General features: G+C 72.9%; 16 protein-coding genes. 10 read left to right on the top strand and 6 right to left on the bottom strand.

Annotated elements, in window-relative coordinates; genetic code table 11:
- Positions 1–2: 2 nt before the first annotated feature.
- Entirely contained in the window at positions 3–1,148 is a 1,146-nt protein-coding gene (locus WMF24_RS00400) for a sugar ABC transporter substrate-binding protein (RefSeq protein WP_437734344.1), read from the bottom strand.
- Between the two features lie 288 nt (positions 1,149–1,436).
- Between WMF24_RS00400 and WMF24_RS00395 the strand changes: the two genes are divergently transcribed.
- Complete coding sequence (locus tag WMF24_RS00395; RefSeq protein ID WP_437734343.1) at positions 1,437–2,249, top strand: nucleotidyltransferase domain-containing protein; 813 nt, start codon at positions 1,437–1,439, stop codon at positions 2,247–2,249.
- A gap of 196 nt (positions 2,250–2,445) precedes the next feature.
- Here the strand turns inward: WMF24_RS00395 and WMF24_RS00390 are convergent, their stop codons facing one another.
- Positions 2,446–3,267: a hypothetical protein gene (locus WMF24_RS00390; RefSeq protein WP_437734342.1), complete on the bottom strand. Its 822-nt coding sequence runs from the start codon at positions 3,265–3,267 to the stop codon at positions 2,446–2,448.
- Positions 3,268–3,280: 13 nt separating this feature from the next.
- Between WMF24_RS00390 and WMF24_RS00385 the strand changes: the two genes are divergently transcribed.
- Entirely contained in the window at positions 3,281–3,727 is a 447-nt protein-coding gene (locus tag WMF24_RS00385; RefSeq protein WP_437734341.1) for a cellulose binding domain-containing protein, read from the top strand.
- 572 nt (positions 3,728–4,299) lie between these two features.
- Positions 4,300–5,484 (top strand): PLP-dependent aminotransferase family protein, encoded by a 1,185-nt coding sequence (locus WMF24_RS00380; protein ID WP_437734340.1) that lies wholly within the window; start codon positions 4,300–4,302, stop codon positions 5,482–5,484.
- A gap of 691 nt (positions 5,485–6,175) precedes the next feature.
- Here WMF24_RS00380 and WMF24_RS00375 read toward each other — a convergent pair.
- Positions 6,176–6,559 carry a hypothetical protein gene (locus tag WMF24_RS00375; protein WP_437734339.1) on the bottom strand — a complete coding sequence of 128 codons (384 nt, stop codon included), beginning with the start codon at positions 6,557–6,559 and terminating at the stop codon, positions 6,176–6,178.
- Positions 6,556–7,338, bottom strand: a complete 783-nt coding sequence (locus WMF24_RS00370) for a hypothetical protein (RefSeq protein WP_437734338.1) — start codon at positions 7,336–7,338, stop codon at positions 6,556–6,558. Before WMF24_RS00370 ends, WMF24_RS00375 begins: the two co-directional genes overlap by 4 nt.
- Before the next feature lie 376 nt (positions 7,339–7,714).
- Here WMF24_RS00370 and WMF24_RS00365 point away from each other — a divergent pair, with 376 nt between their 5' ends.
- From WMF24_RS00365 to WMF24_RS00340, 6 genes are all read left to right on the top strand, one after another.
- The gene (locus WMF24_RS00365) at positions 7,715–8,389 is read left to right on the top strand and encodes a dienelactone hydrolase family protein (protein WP_437734337.1); all 675 of its coding nucleotides are present in this window, start codon (positions 7,715–7,717) and stop codon (positions 8,387–8,389) included.
- Between the two features lie 159 nt (positions 8,390–8,548).
- Positions 8,549–9,904, top strand: a complete 1,356-nt coding sequence (locus WMF24_RS00360; protein ID WP_437734336.1) for a cyclic nucleotide-binding domain-containing protein — start codon at positions 8,549–8,551, stop codon at positions 9,902–9,904.
- A 274-nt stretch (positions 9,905–10,178) separates the two neighbouring features.
- Positions 10,179–11,774 (top strand): protein kinase domain-containing protein, encoded by a 1,596-nt coding sequence (locus tag WMF24_RS00355; RefSeq protein ID WP_437734335.1) that lies wholly within the window; start codon positions 10,179–10,181, stop codon positions 11,772–11,774.
- An 8-nt stretch (positions 11,775–11,782) separates the two neighbouring features.
- Positions 11,783–12,793, top strand: a complete 1,011-nt coding sequence (locus WMF24_RS00350; protein ID WP_437734334.1) for a tetratricopeptide repeat protein — start codon at positions 11,783–11,785, stop codon at positions 12,791–12,793.
- Entirely contained in the window at positions 12,793–14,463 is a 1,671-nt protein-coding gene (locus WMF24_RS00345; protein WP_437734333.1) for an SBBP repeat-containing protein, read from the top strand. Before WMF24_RS00350 ends, WMF24_RS00345 begins: the two co-directional genes overlap by 1 nt.
- Positions 14,464–14,810: 347 nt before the next feature.
- Positions 14,811–15,482, top strand: a complete 672-nt coding sequence (locus WMF24_RS00340) for a hypothetical protein (RefSeq protein ID WP_437734332.1) — start codon at positions 14,811–14,813, stop codon at positions 15,480–15,482.
- A gap of 238 nt (positions 15,483–15,720) precedes the next feature.
- Here the strand turns inward: WMF24_RS00340 and WMF24_RS00335 are convergent, their stop codons facing one another.
- Positions 15,721–19,605 carry a lamin tail domain-containing protein gene (locus WMF24_RS00335; protein ID WP_437734331.1) on the bottom strand — a complete coding sequence of 1,295 codons (3,885 nt, stop codon included), beginning with the start codon at positions 19,603–19,605 and terminating at the stop codon, positions 15,721–15,723.
- Positions 19,606–19,715: 110 nt separating this feature from the next.
- The gene (locus tag WMF24_RS00330; protein WP_437734330.1) at positions 19,716–21,059 is read right to left on the bottom strand and encodes a hypothetical protein; all 1,344 of its coding nucleotides are present in this window, start codon (positions 21,057–21,059) and stop codon (positions 19,716–19,718) included.
- A gap of 80 nt (positions 21,060–21,139) precedes the next feature.
- Between WMF24_RS00330 and WMF24_RS00325 the strand changes: the two genes are divergently transcribed.
- Positions 21,140–22,876 carry a hypothetical protein gene (locus WMF24_RS00325; protein WP_437734329.1) on the top strand — a complete coding sequence of 579 codons (1,737 nt, stop codon included), beginning with the start codon at positions 21,140–21,142 and terminating at the stop codon, positions 22,874–22,876.
- The last annotated feature ends 14 nt before the right edge of the window (positions 22,877–22,890 follow it).

Here is a 22,890-nt window from a genome sequence, read left to right as displayed (position 1 = left end):
ACCTAGAGGATGCCCGCCGCCTTGCAGGCCTCGGCGTACTGGGCCGTGCAGATCTGCTCCGCGGTCCAGAAGGCGTCGGCGATGACCGTGTCCTTCACGTTCTCCTTGGTGACCGCGAGGGGGACCAAGAGCACGGAGGGGACGTCCTTCTTCCCGTTGTTCACCGTCTTGCCGCCGGTGATGTCGGTGGGCACGGGCTTGCCCGTGGCGAGGTGGTACGCGATGACCGCCGCGGCCTCCGCCTGCGGCTTGATCGCCTTGTACACCGTCATGTACTGCTCCCCGAGGAGGATCCGCTGAACGGCGGCGAGCTCGGCGTCCTGTCCGGTCACCGGCGGCAGGGGCTTGATGCCGGCGGCCTTCATCGCGGCGATCGCCCCGCCGGCGGTCCCGTCGTTGGCCGCGTACACGCCGTCGATCTGGTTGTTCAGCGCGGTGAGGGCCTGGGTCATCTGCTCCTGCGCCTTGTCGGGGCTCCAGTCCGGCGTGTCGTACTCCTTGACGACCTGGACCTTGCCGTCGAGCGCGCTGTGCGCCCCCTTCTTGAAGAGCATCCCGTTGTTGTCGGTCGCCGCGCCGTTGATCATCACCACGCGCGCGTTCGGCTTGTTGCCGAGCGCGGTCAGCAGCGACTCGCCCTGGAGCCTGCCCACGGACTCGTTGTCGAACGAGACGTAGTAGTCGATGGCGTCGGTCTCCGGGACGAGGCGGTCGTAGGCGATGACAGGCACCTTCTGGGCCTTTGCCTTTGTCGCGATCACGGCCGCCGAGGCGCTGTCGACCGCGTCGAGCACGAGCACGCGCGCGCCGTTGGTGAGCGCCGCCTCGGCCTGGGCCTGCTGCTGCGAGGCGTCCTGGTTCGCGTTGCTCGCGAGGATCTGGCAGTCCGGACAGAGGGACTTGATCTGGGCCTCGAAGTAGGGGCGGTCCTTGGACTCGTAGCGCGCCGTCTTCGACTCCGGCAGGAGCAGGGCAATCTTGATCTCGGCCGGCTTGGCGGCCTTGTCGCCCGCGGCCGAGCCCTTGTCGCCCGCGGCTGCGCCCTTGTCGCCCCCGGCCGAGCCCTCCTGTTTCTGAGAGCACGAGGCCAGGACGAGGGCACTCAGAGCCCACGCGCCCAGTCGACCGCTGATCGCCTTGGTCTTCATGAACTTTCCCCTGAACGTGAACTGCCGCCGGGCGGACGTATACCCTCGCTGGAGCTTGCCGTCCATAGCCGGCCGCCCCGGGACACATGACGCAGGCTGTCACGGCGTGCGTCGGTCGGCGCCGTCACCGCGGTCAGCGCCGTGCGTGGGGCCAGCGCGTCAGCGTCGGACTGCGTCGGACTGCGTGGATTGCGCGCGCCGGGCGGGCAATTTCTCGGCTTCGGCGCTACCGTGCAACGGGCTGCCGTGCGGCAGACTTCCCCGGTGAAAGAAGGGTGGATGGCATCCATGCGAGAACCGAACTTCCAAGCGCACCATCTCAGGACCGTCTCGCGCCTCGTCGAGCGGCTCAGCGCGGACCCGTGCTCCGTGGCGATCATCGTCGGCGGCTCCCAGGCGAAGGGCCTGGGGAAGGAGACGTCGGATGTCGACTTCTGCTGGGTGGTCACCGACGAGGAGCACGCGCGGCGTCGGGCGCGGGGGGAGCTCGTCTACTTCGCCAACGACGAGGGCCTCGTGGACTATCCAGGCGGGTACGTCGACGGCAAGATCGTCACCCTCGATTTCCTGCGTGAGGTCCGCGACCGCGGCAGCGAGCCGGCGCGCGCGGCGTTCCTCGGCGCGATGGTCCCCTGGTCGCGGCGCTCGGGCGCCGACGGGGTCGAGGCGCTCGTGCGCGCGATCGCGACCTACCCGGAGCACGAGCGCGCCCACAAGATGACGGGCTTCGTCGCGCAGCTCGAGGCGATGCGCTATTACCTCGAGTCAGCGGAGCACCACGGCAATCGATATCTCCTCACCTGGGCCTCGGCGCGCGCGGTCCTCTTCGGGTACCGGCTGATCCTGGCGCACAACCGCATCCTGTATCCGTACCACAAGTGGGTGAGGGCCTTCGTGGCCGACGCGCCCGAGAAGCCCGCAGATCTACTCCGCCTCTCCGACGAGCTGCTCGACGCGCCGGGAAAGCGCACGGGGGAAGCGTTCTGCGGTGCGGTGCTCTCGTTCCGCGACTGGGAGAAGCCCGCCCAGTGGCCGACGCGGTTCATGCTCGACTCCGAGCTCAACTGGCTCCATGCGCCGCCTCCGCTGGAGGACGCGTGAGACGGGCTCATCAGGCACGATGAACGTCTTCATGGGAGCAGCGGAAGGCCCGCGTCATCAGCGAGGGAAGGGAGGGATGAGCGGGAGACAGTGAAGAAGGAAGGGGCAGCGAGATCGCGTGAGCGCGTGAGCGCGTGAGCGCGATATCTCGGCGCCGCCGGCGTCAGCGTGTAGCCGGGACACGCAAAAACCCGCGTCAAAGACCGCGGCACACGGGCCACATCTTCTGACACCAGCAGAAAGTTACCACATCAAACCTCTTGCTGATGTCTGGTGAAGCTGTATAAACTGCCGGTCTCGATTCCTTCCGTTCGACCTTCGGACTTGGTCGGGCGCTCGCAGGAGTATTCAGGATGCGACCGATGCCAAGGTGTGCGTCTCTGCTCGTCCGTACGACGTCTGGAGCAGCCAGCCTCCCGGGTTCTCGGACGAGGGCGTCGACGCGCCCCGGAGCGCCGCTGCCGTCCGGCGGTCGCGGCGATCGAGCTCGACGGTCGAGCTCCTGGCCGGGTGGGGCGACGGCGCTCTCGGCCGCCTCCCTCCTGCTGATCGCGGCGTGCGCCGAAGGCCACAATCTGGACGAGAACACCGGAGGCGGGAGCGTCGCCAGCACCAGCGCGGTCGGGGTGACCTCCTCCAGCTCGAGCAGCACCAGCTCTGCGGTGTCCACCACGAGCAGCTCGACCACCGCCGCGAGCGGCTCGTCCGGCACCGGCGGCGGCACCGCGAGCAGCTCGTCCGGCACCGGCGGCGACGGCGGCTTCGGCGGCGCAGGCGGGGCTGGAGGCGACGGCGGTGCCGACGTCACGAGCACCACGGCGAGCAGCTCCGTCAGCTCCACCACGGCGAGCAGCTCCGCCAGCACCACGGCGAGCAGCTCGGCCAGCTCCACCACGGCGAGCAGCTCGGCCAGCTCCACCACGGCGAGCAGCTCCGTCAGCTCCACGAGCGCCTCTACCGGCGGCGGGGGTGGCGCCACGAGCACCACGACGAGCGCCTCCACCGGCGGCGGCCCCACGGGCGAGCTCGAGGTGCAGTATGCCGTCCGGGAACGCGCCGACAGGGTCCAGGGCCTGTCGTTCAAGGTCCAGGTCAGGAACACCGGGAGCCAGACCGTCGCGCTCAGCGACGTCACGATCCGCTACTGGTTCACGGCCGACGGCGCCTCCTCGGCGTTCGACAGCGAGTGCGATTACGCGTCGATTCCCGGCGGGTGCGCCAACGTCAGCTGGGCGTTCGGCACGGCGTCCGGCACCGAGGCCGATCGCTACTTCGAGCTCAGCTTCGCCTCGGCCGCCGGCAACCTCGCCCCGGGCGCCACGTCGGGAGAGGCGCAGATCCGCATCTTCACCGCGACCTACGAGCAGATGATGCAGACGAACGACTACTCCTTCGACGCCACGCTGACCGCCTTCACGCCCTGGGAGCAGATGACCGCCTACCGCGACGGCGAGCTCGCCTGGGGCACCGAGCCGTAGCCTCCTCCCCGCGCGGCGTGCACCGCGCTGCGCCGCGAGCCGCTGCGCAAGCCGCGCCGCGCGCGGCTGTCCGCGCCGAGCTCCGCGTCCGGCCGCCGTCCGCCCGGCACGCCCCCGACATTCGCCCTCCCCGGTCTGACGTTCTCGCCCTCACCCCTGCAGCGCTCCGGCCGCGCGCCCCCACTGCACCGCGCCCGTGGACGCTCGTCGTCGGGTTCGGCCACATGGCCCACACCGCGCTTGCTGTGGCGCAAGACGTCGCACAACGGCGAGCTCCGGACCAGGGATCTCCGGGCAATCCCATGGTGCGCAGGACGGTGGCTTCCGTATTTCCAGGTCGTGTCACGCCCGCAGTGCGCTTCGCGCACACGGCGATGCCCCGTGGCAGGCTGACACGGCGCGCGCTCACGCCACACCCTGCACACGCCCTCGCCCGACCGAGGTTGCAGCAATGTGACGAATTCTCCAGCGAAATACGTCCCGCCGCTGCGCTCCAGGTCGTCCGCTCCGTCTGAAGACGGACAGCGCAGACGGCACCGTCCTTGAATGGGATCCGCTCGGATCCCGAATCTATGAACGCCACCGCGCTCGCACTCAATTCCCCTCCCTCGTCCCACACCCGCCCATCGCCGGCCCCGCCCCCCAGCGACCCGCCGCGGAGCGGTCCGCGGTTCGGCCTCGGCGGATTCGAGGGGCTGAAGCGGCGGGCCGCCGACACGCCGGGCCTCATCAGCTTCGCCGGTGGGCTGCCCGCGCCGGGGGAGTTCCCGCGGTCGAAGCTCGCGGCCTCGTTCGTCCGCGCGCTCCAGACCCCGAGCTGCCCGGCGCTCCAGTACGGCTGGCCCGAGGGCGACGAGGACCTGCGCTCGTGGATCGCCGGGCAGCTCCGCCGGCGCGGCGCCAGCGTCGCCCGCGACGACATCATCGTGACGAGCGGCGCGCAGCAGGCGGTGTCCCTCGCGGCGCAGATGGTCCGCGGGCCGGGCGCCAGGATCGGCGTCGACCCCGAGAGCTACCCCGGCGCGCTCGATCTGTTCCAGGCGCTCGGCATGAACGTCGTCGACGACGGAAGCCACGTGGACGCCTATTACCTCATGCCCGCGGTCTCCAACCCGCGCGGACGCAAGCTGTCGGCGTACGAGCGCGCGCGGGTCCTCTCGACGCTCCGCCCCATCATCGAGGACGACGCCTACGCCGATCTCTGCTTCGACGGCGCCGCCCCGCGCCCGCTCCTGGCCGAGGCGCCCGATCGCGTGTTCCATGTGGGGACCTTCTCGAAGACGCTGTGCCCGGGCCTGCGCGTCGGCTGGCTCGTGCCGCCGCGGGCGCTCCGGGCCGATGTGCTCAAGCTGAAGCAGGCCGCCGATCTGCAGGCCGCGAGCCTGCCGCAGGCCATCCTCGAGGACTACCTCCGCAACGAGGACTTCGATCAGCGGCTCGTGCGCCTGCGGGAGTTCTACGCCCGCCGGGCCGCCCGCATGGAGCAGGCGCTCCGCCGTCACCTGCCCGGCTGGCGCTTCGAGTCGCCCGTGGGCGGGTTCGCGATCTGGGTCGAGCCCGACGCCGAGCCGAACGAGGCGTTCTTCCTGGCCGCCGCCATCGAGCACGGGGTCGCCTTCGACCCTGGCTCGCTGTTCCGCGCGAACGGCGCCGTGCGGCCCTTCGCCCTGCGGCTGTGCTTCTCGTCGGTGTCGGGCGACGAGGACCTGGACGAGGGCGTGCGCCGCCTCGCGCGGTGCTGGGCCGAGGTCGCGTGATCGGGCAAGGCGTGGTCGATTGACCTGGTCAGGCGAGGTCGCTTGACCTGATCGGGGCCCGAACCTCGGCGTCCTCCGTTTCTTCCTGGCAAACAGGGGTTCGCTGCCCCGCGGCGGCGCTCGACCGGCGTGGACAACACCTGCGCTCGCCCCAGAGATCGTCGAGGGCCATGAGCACCGCACACCGCCGCTCGACGCGGCTCGGGCGCATCGCGCGACGCGGGCGACGCGCGTGGATCACCCCGCTCCTCGCGGCGCTCGCGGCCCTCCTCGCGTCCGCGTCGCCGGCGCGCGCTCGCCAGACCTTCTTCGATTACGGAGATCACGCGCGCGCCGAGGATGCACTCGTGTTCTCCGATGTCCGTCCTTCTCGCATCGTCTATTCCGAGCTCGGCTGTCCGAGCCGCCCTGTGTGGATCGCGTTCGACGCCGCGCGGGGAGATTCGCTGCTCGTCCAGCTCGGCGTGCCGGCGATCCCCGCGCTTCGCCGCGAGCGTCCGTCGCTCGCCCTGCTCGGCCCCGGCCTGCCGCCGTCGACGGCGCTGCCCTTCGAGGCGCCCGCGGGGCATGGCGCGCGGATCCTCGCGACCTGGAGCGTGCGCGTCCCGACGATGATCCGCGAGCCCGGCACCGGGGCGCGCTCCTGGCTCCTGCTCGAACGGCGGATCGAGGTGCCGGCGCGCGGGCGCTATCACCTTGTCGCGTGGAGCCCCGAGGAGCGCCGCGCGCGGCTCTGGATCGCGGTCGGCGAGGAGCCGGCCGAGGACGCGACCAACGTCGGCGACCCCGTGGAACGCGCGGCGGCGTTCCACCAGCTCTGGACGGCGCCGGACCTGGGCATGCCCTGCGCGGCCGCGCCGCGCCTCCCGGCCCTCGCGAGTCCTCCTGCGGGCGGCGCCTCGACGGCGGGCGGCGCCTCGACGGCGGGCGGCGCCTCGACGGCGGGCGGCGCCTCGACGGCGGGCGGCGGCGAGGCGGCGTCCTGCGCGCACGCCGCCGGGCCCGCGCGCGGCGCGCTGTCCGCCCTCGCGGCGCTGCCTGCCCTCGCGGCGGCGCTGGCCGCGCGGGCGCTCACTGCTCGGGCGCGCCGCCAGTCTTGTTCGGGACGGGCGGCCGGCGCTCTAGGAGCTCCCGCGCCGCCGCGCGGACGACGGCGGGCACGTCCGGCGCCGCCACGAGCTGCAGGAGCTCCGGCCGCAGCAGCAGGCGCACCATGGGCACCGCGATCTCGGGCGGCGCGCCCGGGTTCTGCACGATCGCCATGCGCACCCGCGAGCGCTGGGGCCACTCCGGGTGCCGCGCGATCTCGGTCACGACCTCCGGGATCGCCGGGCGCCGCGCCGCGAGGCGGACGACGTCGTCCTCGGTGAGGCGCGGGTTCGCGAGCAGGTTGCGGATGACGAGCGGGTGCGGGTCCCGGAGCAGGGCGTCGAACGCGGCGCGCGTCGGCCGCCGCGCGAGCGCGCGCCGCTCGCCCAGCGTGAGCGCGCGGCCGGCGGTCGACGTGGCGACGTGGCGCTCGTCGGGCGCCGGCGAGGCCGACGGCGCCTCGTGCCGCCGCGGCTTGCGGCGCAGGAGCCGCGAGAGCGACAGCAGGGCGCCCGAGGCGGCGAGCTCGCGGAGCTGCTCGACGCGCCCTGCGAGCGCCGGATCCGCGAGGACCGGCACGGCGGCGCCGAGCACGTCGCGCGCGACGGGGCTTGCCTGCTCCGCGTCGCGACAGAGGTCGTCGAGCGCGCGGGCCACGGAGGAGAGGTCGTCGCTCAGCAGCTCGCTCCGCACGTAGGCCACCCGCAGCCGGAGCTCCTTCAGGGAAGAGACGGCCCGCCTCCATCGCTCCGCCAGCGGATCCACGCGGTCAATCTAGCTCGCCGACGCGCCGGCGAGGAGCGCGCCCGGCAGATCGCGGTGCGCGACGCCTGGGGGGCGGTTATCCTGCGCCGCGCCAGAGGGGCCGGCGTCAGCCGAGCCCCGATCGTTCGCAGGGGCCGGCGTCAGCCGAGCCCCGATCGTTCGCAGGGGCCGGCGTCAGCCGAGCCCCGATCGTTCGCAGGGGCCGGCGTCAGCCGAGCCCCGATCGTTCGCAGGGGCCGGCGTCAGCCGAGCCCCGATCGTTCGCAGGGGCCGGCGTCAGCCGAGCCCCGATCGTTCGCAGGGGCCGGCGTCAGCCGAGCCTCGACCTTGCACAGGGAGCGGTGCGCGCCGGTCCCGTCTTGAAGGGAGGAGTCGCATGTCCGAGAAGGTGTCATTCCCCGCGAAGGATGGATCCGCGGCGACCGGCGAGATCGTCTGGCCGAAGCAGGCCGGCAAGTCGCCCGCCGTCGTCCTGATCCAGGAGTGGTGGGGCCTGAACGATCACATCCGCTCGCTGCTCGACCGCCTCGGCGCCGCCGGGTTCATCGCCCTCGCGCCCGACCTCTACCACGGCAAGACCACCGGCGATGCGACCGAGGCCAACCGGCTCATGACCGAGCTCGACAAGCCCCGCGCGCTCGAGGAGATCGCCGGCGCGGCGCGCTTCCTCGCGGCGCACGAGCGGTCGAACGGCAAGGTCGGCGTCATGGGGTTCTGCATGGGCGGCGCGCTGAGCTTCGCCGCCGCGGCGAGCGTCCCGGAGCTCGCGGCCGTGGTGCCCTTCTACGGGGTCCCGAGCCCCGCCCCCGACTATTCGCGCGTCAAGGCGCCGATCCTCGCCCATTTCGCCGCGCGCGACGCGTGGGCGACGCCGGCCGCCGCCGAGGCGATCCGGAAGGAGCTCACGGCGCGGGGCCAGTCGATGGAGCTCCACGTCTACGACGCCGACCACGCGTTCGCGAACGACACGCGCCCCGAGGTCCACAACCCCGACGCGGCCAGGATCGCCTGGGAGCGGAGCATCGAGTTCCTGAAGCAGCACCTCGCCTGAGGGCGTCGGCGCGCTCCCGCGCGCGCCGGCGCAGCGCCTCCCGCCGGCGCGCCGCGCCGATGCGGCTGCGCGTCGCCGGCAGGGCGCGCCGGGCCGGCGACGCGCCGGCGGAGCGGCCTTCTTTGCCGTCGCGCAACGAACCCTGATATACACGCTTACATGGCCCTCCCCCCGGTGCTCCCGGGCTCGACGCAGCAGGCGGAGTCGCCGATCGACCGAGCGCTCGCGCTCGCGCTCGCCGGAGAGCGCGACGCGGCGCTCCGATGGGCCGCGGCGCTCGTCCGGCACGACCCGACCATGCCGTCGGCGCTCTGCCTCTGCGGGCGCCTCCTCGGCGAGCTGAACCGGCACGAGGCCGCGCGCGAGGCGTGCTCCACCGCGGTCGTCCGCGCGATCGACCTCGAGAACCTGCCGCTCGCCGTGGCGGCCGCGCGCGAGAGCGAGCGCTTCGGCGGCGATCCCGGGCCCTCGCTCGACCTCATCGCCGAGGCGTTCTGCAGGGACTCGCCCCGGCTCGGCGAGGGCGCGCCGCCGCCGCCGCCCCTCCCCACCGCGGAGGCGTTCCAGCCGCTCGCCGCCGTGCTCACCGGGGCGCTCCTGCTCAACAAGGCCACCGAGATCATCCACGACGCGACCCGCCGGCTCGCCGCGCAGGCAGACCACCCCGGCATCGCGCCCCAGCCCGTCTTCTCGGCCGTCGGGCGCGACGCGCTCCGCGCGCTCTGCGCCGCCTTCGCGCCGATCTGGGTGCCGGCGGGCACGACCGTGATCGAGCAGGGCGCCGCGCGCAGCGAGGCCTACTTCGTGGCGCGCGGCGAGCTCGAGGCGCGCCGCCGCCGCGGGAGCGAGGAGATCGTCCTCGCCCGGCTCACGAACGGCGCCATGTTCGGCGAGATGGCGCTCCTGTCGCGCGCCCCGCGCACCGGGAGCGTCATCGCCACGCGGCCGTCCATCGTGCTCGAGGTGAAGCGCGACGCGATCGACGACATCGCGCGGCGCGAGCCCGAGGTGGGCGCCGAGCTCGCCGACTACTGCCGCGACCGCATGGTGGAGAACCTCGTCCGCATGAGCGACGTGCTCCGCGTCGTGCCCGAGGCCGACAGGCCCGTGCTCGTGAAGCGGTTCCGCACGCGCACGTTCGAGAAGAACGAGCGCCTGCTCGTCCAGGATGAGCGTCCCCCCGGCCTGTTCCTCATCGCCTCCGGCGAGGTCGCCGTGGTCCGGCGCGACGCCGCCGACGGCCCCCGCGGCGAGCCGCTCGTGCTCTCGACGCTCGGCCCCGGCGACGTCGCCGGCGAGATCGCCATGGTCCTGCGGCGCGCGGCGAACGCAGACGTCATCGCCGTCCACCCCACCGTGGCGCTGTACCTGCCGGCCACCGAGTTCATGGGTCTGGTCGAGGATCACCCGGCCGTGCTGGCGCAACTCTACAAGCTCGCCGTCCAGCGCGACGACGAGACCACGAGCATCATGGCCGAGGAGGTCTCCGTGGCCGAGGACTTCGTGTTGATCTAGAGTACCGCCCGGCCCGAAAGACCAGAAATGAACCGCGGTTGCGCAGAGTTTTTGTTGTTGTTCCCCCTGTGCCTCTGTGGTTCAAACTCTCTCCTGCAAGGCGTTTCAACCTGTTCAGTGCTCTAGAAGCGCCCTGCGAGCACGCGACGCGTGGGCCGATTGACGCCTCGCGCTATACCCCGTAGATTTTCAGTCCCTCTGTCACTGTTGTTGAACAGCACTGAACAATCACCGGCGTAGGGTAGGCCACGCGCGCACCACAGGTCCTGCGACAATGACGACGAACGCGTTCGGGCTGGAGGGACAGGTGCTGGTCGGCCGGTATCGGCTGATCCGCCCTCTCAGCTCGGGCAGCATGGGCACCGTCTGGCGCGCGGACGATCTCACGCTGGGCTCGCCGGTCGCGATCAAGATGCTCGGCCCGCTGTATGCGAAGGACGAGGCGGTCCGCGCGCGCTTCTACCAGGAGGCGCAGGCGGCGGCGGCGCTCCGCAGCCCGAACGTCGTGCAGATCCTCGATCACGGCGTCGACAACGAGGTCCCTTTCATCGCGATGGAGCTCCTCGAGGGCGAGGATCTCTCGCGCCGGATCCAGCGCGTCGGCCCGCTCTCTCCGGCCGACACGGCGCGCATCTTCGCCGACGTCGCGCGCGCGGTGCGCAAGGCCCACGACGCCGGCATCGTCCACCGCGACCTCAAGCCCGAGAACATCTTCCTCGCGCGCGACGACGACCGCGAGGTGGCCAAGGTCCTCGATTTCGGCGTCGCGAAGACGCGCCTCTACGGCAACGAGGGCATGGGCACGCAGGCGGGGGTGCTGATCGGGACGCTCCCGTACATGAGCCCCGAGCAGGCGCAGGGCGCGTCCGTCGATCACCGGTCGGACCTGTGGGCGCTCGGCGTCATCGCCTTCGAGTGCGTGTGCGGCCGCGCGGCGATCACGGCCGAGGCGCCGGGCGCGATGATCCTCGAGATCTGCAGCGAGCCGCTGCCCGTCCCGTCGCAGGTCGCGCCCGTGCCCGTGCCGCCGGCGTTCGACGAGTGGTTCCTGCAGGCGTGCAGCCGCGATCCGGCGGCGCGCTTCCCCTCGGCGACCGCGATGGCCGAGGCGCTGCAGGCCGCGCTCCTGCCGGCGGGCGAGGCGCAGGAGACCGGCAGGGCCTCCGTGGCGTCCGCCGTGCCCTCCGGGCCGGTCTCGGCGCCGCCCGCCTCGGCGCCGCCGGCCTCCGCGTCGCCCGCCTCCGCGTCGCCCGCCTCCGCGTCGCCCGCCTCGGCGCCGCCGGTCTCGGGCCCGCCGAGCGGGGACGCGGCCCCGCGGCCGAGCGTCGCCCTCGAGGCAGCGGAGGTCGACTGGAAGCCACGCCGCACCGGGCCGGTCGCCGTCGCGCTCGGGCTCGCGGCCTCGGTCGTCGGCGTGTGGCTCCTCGTCGGCCGAGGCGCGCCGGACGGCGGCGAGGCCGCGCCGGACCGCGGCCCGGCCGCGCCGGAGCAGGCGTCGCGCGCGGAGCCGCCGCCGGTGGCGCTCAACGGGCCGCCCGCCGCCTCGACGAGCGGCGGCCCCGCGCCCGAGCCGGCCCCCGCCCGGCAGGCGCCCGAGATCGCGCCGTCCCCGGCCCCGGGCGGCGCGGAGGCCGTGACGGCCGCGGGCCAGGCGGGGTCCGCGCGCGCTCACGCCCCCGTCCCGAGCTCCACGTGGGCGCCGCGCGCGCTGTCCGGCGCGGCGGCGGCCCCGACGCGACAGGCGGCGGCCCCGGCGCGACAGGGCAAGCCGGCCTCCTCCGCGCAGCGGACCAAGACGCAGCCCGCGTCCGCGGGCTCACCGCCGGCCGCCAGCGCGCCGGTCTCCGCGGACAGGCGCCTCGGCTTCTGAGAAGGCGAATGAACGCGCGATCGAGGGCCCTGGGGACCGCAGTCATCGCGCTCGCGCTCGCGCTCGCGGCGCCGGCGCGCGCCGCCGACGTCGACCCTGCGACCGTGAACGCCGCCCGGGCCCTCGCGGAAGAGGGCCTCTCCCACTACGACAAGGGCGAGTACGAGGCGGCGCTCGACAAGCTGCAGCGCGCCGACGAGCTGATCCAGGCGCCCACCATCGGCCTGTACGCGGCGCGCAGCCTCGAGCGGCTCGGGCGGCTCATCGAGGCCTCCGAGCGCTACCTGCAGGTGAGCCGCATGCAGCTCGACGACTCGGCCAGCGACGTCTTCAAGGCGGCGGTCGCCGACGCCGAGCGGGCGTACAACGATCTCAAGCCGCGGATCCCGAAGCTCGCCGTCGCGGTGCGCGGCGCCCCGGAGCGCGAGGTGCAGATCACCATCGACGGCAAGCCGGTGCCGCCCGCGCTCGTGGGGGTCAGCCGGCCTGTCGATCCCGGCAAGCACGTCGTCGAGGGCGCGTGGGCCGGCCGCGTCGTCCGGCGGGAGATCACGCTGCCCGAGAGCGACGAGTCGGCCGTCACGCTCGAGTTCCCCGTCGCCCCCCCGAAGCCCCCTGTCGTCCCGCGGCGCGCCGGCCCCTCGCCGGAGATCGCGCAGCGCGTGTTCGGCTGGACCGCGGTGGGCGCGGGCACGGCCGGGCTCGTCGTCGGCGGCATCACGTTCGGCGTCGCCAGCGCGCTGCGCGGGGACCTGATCGGCCTCGGGTGCACCGAGCGGGTCGAGTGCCCCGACACGCCGCAGACGCGCGACAAGCTGGGCTCGTACAACAGGGTGCGCCTCGTCCCCGCGCCGGCGCTCATCGTGGGCGGCGTGCTCGCCGCGGGCGGCGTCGCGCTGCTCCTCACCGTGCCGTCCGCGTCGTCGACGTCGTCCACGTCGTCAAAGTCAGCGTCCGGCGGCGCGGCGGCCCATGCATGGATATCGCCGTGGGGCGCGGGGATCGCGGGGGTCTTCTGATGGAACGCAGCGGCTTGCTGATCGTTTGCGGCGCGCTCGGCGCGACGGGCGCGCTGGGCGGGTGCTTCGACAGGGGCATCCTCCTGCCGGGCACCGGCGACGGCGGCACCGCGCAGGGCGGCCAGGGCGGCGTGGGCGGCCAGGGCGGCGCCGGCGGCCAGGGCGGCGCCGGCGGCCAGGGCGGCGCGACGTCGACGACCTCCTCCGCCGGAGGCGGCGGGGGGGAATGCGAGCCCTGCTACCAGGGTCCTGCCGAGACCAGGGGCGTCGGCGCGTGCAAGGACGGCTGCCGGCAGGGCGAGGCGTGCGTCGGCGAGGTGGTCCCCGGAGCCGAGAACTGCGCGACGGCGGAGGACGAGACGTGCGACGGCGGCACCGGCGAGTGCACCGGGGCGCACGGATGGAGCACCCAGATCGGAGGGATCGGGGACCAGCGCGGGCTCGACATCACCTTCGACGGCGGAGGCGACCTCCTTGTCGCCGGCAGCTTCTCCGGGAGGACGGATTTCGCCGAGAGCCAGGGTTCGACCGACGGCTTCGTCGTCAAGCTCATTCCCCACAGCGACGACGTGGACTGGCCGAGGGCGTTCGGCGGGTCGGGCACGGATGTCTGCAATGCGGTGGCGCGCGACGCGGACAACAACGTGATCGTGGCAGGGAATTTCGACGGCACCGTCAACTTCGGCGGGACGACGTTCACGAGCGACGGCAGCACGGACGTGTTCGTGGCGAAGCTCGACCCGAAGGGCACCCTGCTCTGGATCAAGCGCATCAGCGGCCCGAACGCCGATAGCGTCCACGGGGTCGCGGTGGACTCCAAGAACAACGTCGTCGTCGCGGGCATGTTCTCCAACACGGCGTTCGTGCTGGATCGGGGGACACGAATGCAGGGCGCCGGCGGAGAGGACATCTTCGTCGTGAAGATCGACCCGGAAGGCAACCACGTCTGGAACAGCCACTTCGGCGACTCGAGCCCTCAGATCGCGTTCGACGTGGCCGTGGCGCCCGGCGACGACGTGGTCGTGGCCGGCCGCGTGGCGGGCACGGTGCGCTTCGGGACAAGCGTGTACGCCGCGAATGGCGACGACGCCTTCGTGGCGAAGCTCGACGGGGCGACGGGTGAGCCGCGGTGGTCCAAGGGCTTCGGCGACACGATGGAACAGGAGTTCACGAGCGTCGCGGTGGGCCGCGACGGCACCATCGCCGTTGCGGGGAGCACGAAGGGAGTGCTCCGCCTGGACAATTCTCCCCTGCCCTACCGCGGAGAGACGGACGCGGTCGTCGCGGCCTTCACCCCCGAGGGGACGTATCGCTGGGGCCACACCTACGGCGACGCGGAGCATCAGCGGGCGCTCGGGGTGGCGATCGACCCGGCGGGCAACGTCCTCGTCGTCGGAGAGTTCGAGGGCACCATCGACTTCGAGCCATCGCGCCACACGTCCCGCGGCGGCTTCGACCTGTTCCTCGCGAAGCTCGCTCCGGCCGACGGCAGCACGGTCTGGGCGAGCGCGTTCGGCGACGCAGAGGAGCAGCGCGCCGTGGCCGTCGCCGTGGACCCGATGGGGAACATCGCGCTGACGGGCAGCTTCCGCGGCAGCATCGATCCCGGTGGAGGATCCCTGACGAGCCCCACGAACCAGGACGCGTTCGTCTTCATCCGGCAGCCCTGAGGGGTGCGCGCGGTTCTTATCGAAGAGAGGCGGATCTCCATCCGTTGTCCTGTGGACAGGCTCATTGAATCAATGCGCCGAGCAGGGGCAGGACATCCGTTGGACCAGGGGAACACGCGGCCGTCCGGGTGGGCGCTCCGTGTACCAGCACGATGGATCCACCCGGATCAACGGTGACTCGCCCCCTCCCTCCCCGCGCGCTCCTCGATCATCGCACGCGCCGTGCCCCGCCCGCCGCGCCCGCGCGCCGCATGCGCTCGTCCACGCGTGGCCAGATCCTCGCACCTGGCACCACACTTGCCTTGCGGGGAGTCGCTCACGGAGGAAGAGGGAGGAGGTCTCGCGCGATGATCAACAGGCAAGAGGGCCCGGGAGCGCATTCCTATCAGCCGCTCATGCACGTTCAGGGGACGGTGACGGGCGTGCACGCGGCGGTCCAGGCGCCTCACAGCATCGCGCCCGTGGCGGCGAGCGTGCCGCCCATGTCCACCACGGGGGACCTGGACCGCGAGCTGGAGGCGCTGGCCCAGGGCGCGCAGCAGAAGCGGCGGAACCGGCTCGTCTTCGGGATGGGGCTGATCCTGACGGCCGCGGCGGCGGTCGCGGTCGCCACCTTCGCGGGCAAGGTCAGGGAGGCCGAGGCGGCGCAGGCCGAGGCGGTCGCCGCCCGCATCGCCGAGCAGGACCGGATCGCGCAGCTGAACCTCGAGATCGAGGAGCGCAACAAGAAGATCTCCGAGCTGACCGTCGCGCTCGAGACCGCCAGGAGCGACGCGGAGAAGGCGCAGAAGGCGTTCGCCGCGTACAAGGCCGAGGCGCAGACGAAGGCCGCCGCGGCGGGCGAGGAGGACGAGGCCGGCGCGAAGACGTCGAAGCCCACGACGAAGGCGGTCGGGGTCCTGCGCGGCCGGGCGGCGTCGGCGAAGGTCGCGCCGCGGGGCGCCCGCGCGGGGGCGTCGACGAAGAAGGCCGGCAAGTGCGTGTGCAAGCAGGGCGACCCGCTCTGCGGCTGCCTGTGAGCCATCGCGCGCGGCGCGCCACGTGCGCGTGAAGGCAGGGCGACGCGCCCTGCGGCTGCCCGTGGGCCACGGCCCGCGGCTCACCCTCTCCTCCAGACGAACCTCGAGACGAACCTGGCGAACCTGACGCCACGGAGGCGCCAGCAGGGGCCGCGCGGCGACGGCCGCGCGGCCGGACCGGGGGACCGCGCCCGGCCGAGACGCGCTGCGCAGAGGAGCGCAGCGCCTCGGCCGAGGCTCACGGCACGTTCGCCGCGCCGGGCGTGATGGTCGCGGAGAAGGCCCAGTCCGAGGCGGCCTGGTTCGTGTCCGTCCCGTTCGGCAGGCGGCAGAGCGAGCCGGGCTCGTCGGCCCGGTTGCTGTCCGCCACCGAAGCCGGCAACGCGGTGCCCTCGACGAGGCTCACGGTGGCGTCCTCGATCGCGACGGCGGTGATGGCGCCCTCGTAGGAGAGCGCGTCGATCAGGGTCCCCGTGGCGGTGTTCATCAGCGCGATCCCGTCGGGCGCCCCGTTCTGGACCCGGTCGGTCTGGGCGCCCTCGAAGTCGATCTTCAGCGCGCCTTCCGCCACCTCGACGGCCGTGCTGCCGACCACGAGGTACTGGCCCGCCGCGAGCGTCCCGGCGGGGCTCAGGTCGAACCTGGCGTAGACGACGTTGCCGCTCCCGTTGACCAGCACGAGCGCGTGCTGCGCGAGATCGACGGGCTCGCCGGTACCGTTGTAGATCTCGATGAACTCGGCCCCGTCGGTCATCGCCTGGTCGTAATCGACCTCGTTGATCACGAGCCGTCCCGTCGCCGGATCGGCCCCGATGCTCGCGGTGAGCGCGCTCGATCCGAGCGTGGCGGTCACCGTGGCGCCGGCCGCCGAGCCGCCGTCCACGTAGTCGAACGTTGCGCTCTGCTGACCGCCAGGGACCGTGACCGATGCAGGCAGGGTGCCAGCGCCCGGCGGGTCCAGCGCGAGCTCCACCACGGCGCCGTCCGGCGCCGCCGGGATGTCGAGCGTCACGGTGAACACCGCCGTGCCGCCGGGCGCCACCGTGGCGGAGGCCGGGTCGAGCGAGGCGAGCGCCGGCTCCTCGGCCGGGTCGAGGACACGCACGGACGCGGTAAGGCTCCCCTCGCCGAGCGTGGCCGTCAGCGTCACCGCCTCGGCCGCCGCCACGCCGTCGAGCAGCACCGGAGCGCTCACGGCGCCCGCGGGCACGGTGACGCCGCCGCCCACCACCACGAGCGCCGCATCCTCCGATGTCACCGCCACGAACGTGTCGGCCGGCGCAGGCCAGGAGAGCGTCACCGCGAGCGGCTCCGGGACAGACGGCGCGGCGGCCTGGCCGACGTACGCGAACGACGCCGCCGGCCCGAACGCGGAGAGCGGTGGGGGGGCCAGGACCAGGTCCTCCGCGCCGCGCGGCTCCACCTTCGAGTTGTCGTTGCGGAACGTGAGAATGCCGCGGATCCTCGTGAATTCGTGGCCGACCTCGGGGAACGGCGCCGCCCGGTACAGGAGGTCGTCGACGCGCAGATCGCCCGTGACGATGAACTCGTAGTACATGGTGTCGAGCCCGACCACGTCGACGTCCTCCACCTCGACGAGGACGCCCTCGAGCTCGGCGGCCCGCGGCCCGCCCGTGGCGATGTCGGCAGGCGCCACGCGCTCCGGCGGGGGCGCCGCCTCCCCGAGCGACGCGATCACCTCGACAGCCGCGGAGCCGAGCTGGATCTGGCCGTAGAAGGTCGACACCACCGCGCTCGTGATCCGCACGCGATCGCCGACCTTCACGGTGTTCATCGGGCTGTACACGTAGACGCCCGAGTAGGCCGCCGCCGTGTAGCCCGGATCGCCCGGCTTCACCTGCACGAAGAAGCCGCTGTCGTGCCGCCCGGTCACGAGCGCGTTCTGCAGGGCCACCGTGGCGCCCTCGGCGACCGTGCCATTCTTGATATCGTAGATCGACACCGTGCAGCCCCGCGCGCCCGGGTTCGCCTCCGCCGGACAGGCGTCGCACGGGTCGCCCTTGCCGTCGCCGTCCATGTCGGCCTGCTCGTGGTTCTGGTGGACCGGGCAGTTGTCGGCCTCGTTCAGCACGCCGTCGTTGTCGCTGTCGTCCGGGTTCAGCGCCGAGCAGACCGCGCTGCCCGCGTCGAGCGGACACGCGTCGCAGGCGTCGCCCTCGCCGTCGGCGTCGAAGTCGGCCTGGCCCCCGTTGTCGAGCGGCCGGATGGGGTTGAAGACGCCGGGGCAGTTGTCCGCGTCGTTGGCGATGCCGTCGCCGTCGCGGTCGTCGTCCGTCGGCTCCCCGGTGTAAACGGTCGAGCCGTTCACCGAGGCGCTGACGGGCGCGGTCGCCGTGCGGGACGGCGTGCAGAGCGGCTCGCGCTCGGGCTCGCCGCAGAAGAAGGCCGGGTAGATCTCGCCCGCCGCCTCCTGGAGCTCCGCCAGCGTCATGCCGATCTCGTCCTGCAGACAGACCTGCTTGGAGACGCCGCACACATCGAGCGCGTCGCACGCCGCCTCGCCCCGGACCGCGGACACGACGGCCTCGTCGCCGTAGAGGACCTCCCCGCCGCGCATCACGAGGACGACGTCCTGCGGCTCGGCGGCCACGATCGCGCCGTGATCGGCGCGCTCCGCGCCGTCGAAGATCGCGATGTCCGCGATCTTCCCCGTGGCGAGCGCCCCGATCACGTCGTCCGTGGCGGTGACCGCGGCGGCGTTCCCGGTCACCATCGTCCATAGCTCCTCGTCGGTGAAGAAGCCGCCGTAGTAGGTCGCGTTGAGCGACGCCGCGCACCGGAGCTCGCGCAGCAGGTTCATCGACCCGGTCGCGATCCAGTCCGTGCCCAGCGCGATCTGCACCCCGAGGCGGGCGGCCGCGGTGACGACCGCCGTGTCGCCGTAGAGGGTGATGTTGGAGCGCGGAGACCAGATGAGCCCCGTGCCGTTCACCGCCATGGCCGCGTAGTCGAGCGCGGTCAGGCCGATCCCGTGGATGTACGCGCTCTGCGGCAGCAGCACGTCGTTCGGCGCGGTCTGCAGACAGACGAACTCGTTGCGCGCCGACGCCTCGATCCCCTCGGCGACGTGCGGGCAATAGGCGTCCTCGCCCTCGATGTCCTCCCGCGTCACCATGTTGCCCGAGTAGCCGCAGCTGCTCGCGAGCTCGCGGCCGCTCGAGTCGCCGAGCGGGAACGTGTCGAAGTTGACCTCCTTCTGGCCGAGGCCCTCCTGGTCGGCCCGGTCCAGGTTCCGGAGCAGCCCGGCCGCGCCCCCGGAGCCGACGATCGACGTCGCCCCGCCCATCAGGAAGCGGAGCTCGCCCCACCGGATCTGCGCCTGGGTGGCCGAGCCGGGGGTGTCGATCTGCGTGTGGTCGCCATTGCCGGTGCGCCAGTCGTGCCGGTGCTCGTAGCGCTCCTCGGTCGGGGTATACGGGCTGTTCTGCGTGAAGGTGATGTGGTCGTGCGTGTTGATCAGCGCCGGGGACACGACGCCGGTCGGACACACGATCTCCGTCGCGCCCTCCGCCTCGCAGTCGCAGCCGACGCACGCGATTGTCCCGCGCTCGTCGATGAGCACCCGCCCGCCGCGGAGCACCGTGTCCGGCGTGAGCACGACGCCCCGGATCAGCGTGGCGCCCGCGCCGGGGACGACCTCGCACGTCCCCTCCGAAAGCGGCGCCAGCTCCTCGCAGACGATCTCCTTGGGCGGCGTCTTCGTGCAGACGACCTCGCACCCGTCGCCCCCCGCGACGTTGCCGTCGTCGCACTGCTCGCCCGGATCGACGGCGCCGTCGCCGCAGCGCGGGGGCACCTCGATCTGGCACTCCGCCGAGCAGCCGTCGCCGTTCTCCTTGTTGCTGTCGTCGCATTGCTCGCCCGGGTCGAGCGCCCCGTCGCCGCAGCCGGGCTCCGGCGGCTCCTCGCGCTGGCACGTCGGCGAGCAGCCGTCGTCGTCGGCGGTATTGCCGTCGTCGCACACCTCGCCCTCGTCGACCACGCCGTCGCCGCAGATGCCCGACAGGGTTTCGCCCCCGTCGCTGTCCGCGCAGCCATTGAAGAGCAAGAGGCCCACGAGCACGGCCATCAGCCGCGCGAAGCGCACCGGCGTGTGAGGCATGACGTCAATGTAGGCTATATAAGCGCCCGGCGCTGTTTCGGTTGGGTGACGCGCCGCTCATCACGTCGGCATGACGCGCCGCTCATCACGTCAGCATGACGCGCCGCCCATCAGACGGTGTGCCGCGATCGTCCGCGCCGGAGCGCGAGCGCTCCGGCCCCCAGCAATGCGAGCCAGCCCACATCCGCCAGCGCTCCGGTGCCGCGGGGTGCGCCGGCGGCGAGGCTGCAGGAGCTCTCCCGCCGCTCTCCGTCGATGGGCCGACCGCCAGGGCCGCCGCCATAGGGCTTCGGCGGCGTGCCGCTCACGCCGCCGCTCACGCCGCCGCTCGATCCGTTGCCGCCGGTGCCGCCGCCGCTCCCCGGCGCCTCGCCCTCCCCGGGCTCGCAGCCGGCGGCCGACGCGCGGAGCGCGGCGAGCGCGAGCTTGTCGACGCCGGTCTCGTCGACGAGGCCGTAGGCGTGATCATCGCGCACGGTGTCCTGGAAGCCGGACCAGACGACGCCGGCGACGTCCTGCCGCGCCGAGAGCAGGTCGAAGGCGGCGGTCAGGTTCGCCGCCTGGAGCTCCTCACCGACGAGCGTCGTCTCCCACCCGATCCCGGTCACGACGACCGCGCTCTCGTCCCCCGCCCGCCCGGCGACGTCGCGCACCTCGCCGAGGAGGGCTTCGACCGTCACCGGATCGACCTCGCCGAGCTGATTCACGAACAGCTGTTGGCCCAGGTAGGACCACGGATACCGCTCGCCATAGCTCGCCTCGAGCTCGTCCCACACGGGCTGGTCGTGGAGCTCGCGCAGGTAATCGCCCGCTGGAGACGGCAAGTCGTCGTCGGACGCGAGCAGCCCGCCCGTGATCAGCGAGAGCTCGCCGGTGTTGAAGAGCGCCTCGTTGCGGGTCCGGATCTGGGCGAGGATCTGCGCGAGCACGCGGGGCAGCACGTAGGTGCAGCCGGCGTTCGCGGGGTCGACGGCGAAGTCGGGGCTCACCGCGCAGTTCGGCTGACTCCAGATCTCCCAGCGCACGACGCGCCCGGCGAAATGCTCCATCAGCTTCTGTGCCGTGTCGGCGAACGATTCCACATAGCGGTTGTTGCCGTCCCCGTCCCTGTCGTCGTTCCAGAGCGCCTGTCCTCCCTGGACCGCGCGGTGGGACAGCAGCCCGAGCGGCTCGAGGCCCGCGGCGAGCAGGGCCTCGATGACGGCCTCGTAGTCGTCGAGCCTGTCGTCGTCCCACGCCTCGCCGCCGTCGAGCCGGAACTCGACGCGCACCGCGCCGGCGCCCGCGCGCGCGAGCTGCTCCGCGCGGCCGTCGTCGAGGATCACCCTCCCTGCCTCGACGGGCGCGCCGGGATCGATGCCATAGAAGCCGCACGGCACGCCCTGCGCCCCGAGCGCGGGCTGCGCGAGGAAGAGCGCGGAGGAGACGGCAAGAGCGACAATGGCTGTACGCATGTTTCGAGGATAGCTGGACGGCGCGCCTCGACCAAGAAACGACCCCGGCATGAAGCGTCCATGCTAGGGAAGCGCGTCGCATGGCTTTCCTGGAACAAGAGCTGGAGCAAGGGCGGGGACGCGGTCAGGAACCGCAGGACGAGCGCGCGCGCGCCGACGACGCGCCTCCCGGCGGCGCCATCGACGGCGACGCGGACGAAGCGGGCGGCGTCGAGCAGGAGGCGCCCCCTGCGCGCAGCCTGCGCGAATGGCTGGGCGGCGCGCCGCTCTCCCGCCGCCTGCACCTCGCGCTCGGCCTCGTGCTGCCGACCCTCGTCCTCGTCGCGAACATGGTGCGCGTGCGCTCGTTCACGATCGACGACGCGTACATCTCCTACCGCTACGCGCGCAACCTCGCCCGGGGCCTCGGGCTCGTCTACAACGCCGGCGAGCGCATCGAGGGGTACACGAACTTCCTCTGGACCGTGCTGCTCGCGGGCGGCATCAAGGTCGGCCTCGACCCCGACGTCCTCGCCAAGGTGCTCGGCGGGCTCGCCGCCTGCGGATCGCTCGGCGCGCTCTACCTGCTCGCGGACCGGCTGCGCCCGCTCAGCGCGATCCCGTGCATCGCCACGTGGCTGTTCGCGAGCTCGATCGTGCAGAGCGGATATGCCGTCTTCGGCCTGGAGACCCCGCTCTTCGTGCTGCTCGTCCTCGCCGGCACGGAGATGATGTTCCGCGAGCGCGACCGGGGGACCGGCTTCCCGTATTCGGGCCTCGTCTTCGGCCTGGCCGGCCTGACCCGCCCCGAGGCGCCGATGTTCCTCGGCATCCCGATGCTGTTCCTCGGCCTTCGCTTCTTCGGGCGGCAGAACCTCCTGCGCGGCGTGGTGTTCGCCGCGCCCATCGCGCTCCACATGCTCTGGCGGCACAGCTACTACGGCACGTGGCTGCCGAACACGCTCAGCGCCAAGACCGGGAGCCTCGCCCAGCAGCTCGCCGGCGGGCGGCACTACCTCGGCGAGTACGCGGAGCACACGTGGCCGGTGCTCCTGCTCGCGCTCTTCGGCCTCTGCGTGGCGATCGTCTCGCGGCATCGCGACGCGCTGTGCGTCGCGGCCCTCGCGCTCGCGGTGGGCGGCTACGTGCTCCTCGTGGGCGGCGACTGGATGCCGTTCTACCGCTTCATGAGCCCGTTCGAGCCGTTCTGCTTCCTGCTCGCCGGCCTCGGCGCGCGCTCGCTGCTCGAGCCGATGCTCCCCGCGCTCTCGGCCCGCGCGGCCGGGGAGCGCCCGGGCGCCGGCCTCGCCCTCGCCGCCGGCGCCGGGCTGCTCGCGGCCGGCTGCATCGTCGCGCTCGGCGCGTTCCGGGCGCAGCGGATCGGCGGCGCGCAGCACCGGATCCTGGACGACGAGAAGCGGTTCTGGGACAGCGCCGCGGGCGGCGCGGCCGCGTGGTTCCAGCAGCACGGCCAGCCCGGCGAGATCGCGGTGGGCGACATCGGGTACATCGGGTACACGACCGACTATCCGGTGCTCGACCTGCTCGGCCTCGTCGACCCCGTGATCTCCAAGCTCCCGGGCGGTTACACGCACAAGACCGGCCCCGGCTACGTGCAGCGCGTGTTCGACAAGGCTCCCCGCTATTTCGTCTTCGTCGGCGGCGCCGACACGTGCGACAAGCTCCCGTTCCCGGCGCAGGAGAAGCTCCGGAGGGACCGTCGCTTCCGGGGTGTCTACGACGTGGCCGGGATGGTTCGCCACAGCAAGAACGGCTACTGGTGCATCTTCGAGCGGCGGGCCGACGCGCCGCCGCCCCCCTCGGCCGCCGCGCCCTGACCGCCGCCCCCGCC

The sequence above is a fragment of the Sorangium sp. So ce1335 genome, from assembly GCF_051521615.1.
GTDB lineage: Bacteria > Myxococcota_A > Polyangia > Polyangiales > Polyangiaceae > Sorangium.
Note: the sequence above shows the minus strand (reverse complement) of the source record. Positions and strands in the feature narration are given on the sequence as shown.

Coding starts and splice junctions, on each gene's coding strand:
- WMF24_RS00360 (WP_437734336.1), top strand. CDS start 8,549: ATGGCCCTCCCCCCGGTGCTCCCGGGCTCGACGCAGCAGGCGGAGTCG.
- WMF24_RS00325 (WP_437734329.1), top strand. CDS start 21,140: ATGGCTTTCCTGGAACAAGAGCTGGAGCAAGGGCGGGGACGCGGTCAG.
- WMF24_RS00400 (WP_437734344.1), bottom strand. CDS start 1,148: ATGAAGACCAAGGCGATCAGCGGTCGACTGGGCGCGTGGGCTCTGAGT.
- WMF24_RS00355 (WP_437734335.1), top strand. CDS start 10,179: ATGACGACGAACGCGTTCGGGCTGGAGGGACAGGTGCTGGTCGGCCGG.
- WMF24_RS00350 (WP_437734334.1), top strand. CDS start 11,783: ATGAACGCGCGATCGAGGGCCCTGGGGACCGCAGTCATCGCGCTCGCG.
- WMF24_RS00340 (WP_437734332.1), top strand. CDS start 14,811: ATGATCAACAGGCAAGAGGGCCCGGGAGCGCATTCCTATCAGCCGCTC.
- WMF24_RS00380 (WP_437734340.1), top strand. CDS start 4,300: ATGAACGCCACCGCGCTCGCACTCAATTCCCCTCCCTCGTCCCACACC.
- WMF24_RS00335 (WP_437734331.1), bottom strand. CDS start 19,605: ATGCCTCACACGCCGGTGCGCTTCGCGCGGCTGATGGCCGTGCTCGTG.
- WMF24_RS00365 (WP_437734337.1), top strand. CDS start 7,715: ATGTCCGAGAAGGTGTCATTCCCCGCGAAGGATGGATCCGCGGCGACC.
- WMF24_RS00395 (WP_437734343.1), top strand. CDS start 1,437: ATGCGAGAACCGAACTTCCAAGCGCACCATCTCAGGACCGTCTCGCGC.
- WMF24_RS00345 (WP_437734333.1), top strand. CDS start 12,793: ATGGAACGCAGCGGCTTGCTGATCGTTTGCGGCGCGCTCGGCGCGACG.
- WMF24_RS00330 (WP_437734330.1), bottom strand. CDS start 21,059: ATGCGTACAGCCATTGTCGCTCTTGCCGTCTCCTCCGCGCTCTTCCTC.